General features: G+C 62.5%; 3 protein-coding genes. 2 read left to right on the top strand and 1 reads right to left on the bottom strand.

Going from position 1 to position 1,682, the window contains the following annotated elements:
• The first annotated feature begins 264 nt into the window (after nucleotides 1-264).
• Nucleotides 265-894, top strand: a complete 630-nt coding sequence (gene coq7, locus ACSFCA_RS36505) for a 2-polyprenyl-3-methyl-6-methoxy-1,4-benzoquinone monooxygenase (protein WP_435460934.1) — start codon at nucleotides 265-267, stop codon at nucleotides 892-894.
• Nucleotides 895-904: 10 nt separating this feature from the next.
• On the opposite strand, the gene ACSFCA_RS36500 is transcribed toward coq7, so the two are convergent.
• Entirely contained in the window at nucleotides 905-1,354 is a 450-nt protein-coding gene (locus tag ACSFCA_RS36500) for an OsmC family protein (protein WP_007834112.1), read from the bottom strand.
• An 81-nt stretch (nucleotides 1,355-1,435) separates the two neighbouring features.
• On the opposite strand from ACSFCA_RS36500, the gene ACSFCA_RS36495 reads away from it, so the two are divergent.
• Nucleotides 1,436-1,682 (top strand): hypothetical protein (locus tag ACSFCA_RS36495; protein WP_435477490.1); only part of this gene is annotated, 247 nt, incomplete at its 3' end.

Here is a 1,682-nt window from a genome sequence, read left to right as displayed (position 1 = left end):
TTAAACATAGGGCTCCGGTGCGAAGGGCTCACCGTGACTGGCACTTTTGTGCTCCCACCGGACCCCGGGCCAACCTCCTTTTGGGAAGTTGATGCTATTGCACCAGAGCCGCTGCGGCAGGGCAAAACAATTCGCCCGAAATCTTGGAAGGCCCGCGCGTTTCGTTGCACGCTTGCAACAAATGACTTGGCCCCTCCGTACACCACTATGTGAAATATGACGAGGCTCCGGCATGGCATTTCGCATGTGCGTTCAAATAGGCGCATGACGCTCATGATCGACCCCGTTCTGACCGCGGCAGACGCGGCATTGCGCACGCTTTTTGCCCGCCCCCATGCCACGCGGGCGACGCCCGCCCCCTCACAGGCGCCGGGCGAGATGAGTGAAGCGGAACGTCGGGAAGCCGGCGCGCTGATGCGGGTGAACCATGTGGGTGAAGTCTGCGCACAGGCGCTTTACACAGCCCAGGCGGCAGTGACACGCGATCCCGCGCTGCGCGCCCATTTCATCGAAGCGGCGCACGAAGAAACCGATCACCTGGCATGGACCCGGCAGCGGCTTGACGAGCTGGGCGCGCGCCCGTCGATCCTGAATCCTCTCTGGTATGCGGGCGCCTTCGGCCTCGGTCTCGTCGCAGGCCGTCTAGGGGACCCGTTGAGCCTGGGGTTCGTCGCGGAGACCGAGCGCCAGGTAGAGGCCCACCTGGACAGCCACCTCGATCGCCTCCCGCCCGGAGACAGCGCATCCAAGGCGGTGGTCGAGCAGATGAAGCTCGACGAAGCCCGCCATGCGTCGCAGGCTGTCGACGCCGGTGCGGCGGAGCTCCCGGCGCCGGCCAAGGCCCTGATGCGCGTGGCTTCCCGCGTGATGACCACGCTGGCGCACCGCATCTAGGCCGGCCGACTCAGGTTTCGATCAGGTCGAAGCTGGTGGTGATTTCGGCTGTCTTCGCCAGCATGATGCTGGCGGAGCAATACGTTTCGTGACTCAGTGCGATTGCGCGCTCCACGGCAGAGGCCGGAATTCCCTTGCCCGCCACGGTGAAGTGCATGTGGATCTTCGTGAAGACCTTCGGGTCTTTTTCGGCGCGCTCGCTGGTCAGCTTGACGCTGCAGCGCTCGACGCGATGGCGTCCGCGCTTCAATATGAGCACGACATCGTAGGCAGTGCATCCCCCGGTGCCGGCAAGAACGGTCTCCATCGGCCGCGCGGCGAGATTCTGTCCGCCGTTCTCGGGCTTCGCGGCATCCGGTGCGCCATCCATCATCAGGACATGGCCGCTGCCCGTCTCGGCGACGAAGCCCATGGCCGATCGCGTACCCGCGTCACCGGTCCAACTTACTGTGCATTCCATGGTTTTCGGAGTTCCAAGTCTGAGATGTCGGGCAAAAATGCACGCCGACATCCATTTGTGTGTGGGAAAAGCATCACTCGCTTGTTGCAACGCAACAAACAGTCGATATACTTTATTTCATTGCGCAAACGTATGCGCACCCAGTTGTCTCCTCCACCCTTCCAATTGGTGGATTTAGCCCCGAGCTGCAAAGCTCGGGGCTTTTTTCTTTCCAGGGCCGCCCTCACCGGCCTTGGCGCCACTCTAGTTTTCGCACCGAAAGGGCAGTTGCTCTGGCTGCCCTGGCTGTTGCCGGTGTTGCCTCGGCTCAGTCGTCCGTCACGCTGTT

This window comes from Variovorax multivorans (assembly GCF_051216835.1).
Taxonomy (GTDB): Bacteria; Pseudomonadota; Gammaproteobacteria; order Burkholderiales; family Burkholderiaceae_C; genus Variovorax.
The sequence above is the reverse complement of the archived record's forward strand: the minus strand, read 5'-3'. Positions and strand labels throughout refer to the sequence as shown.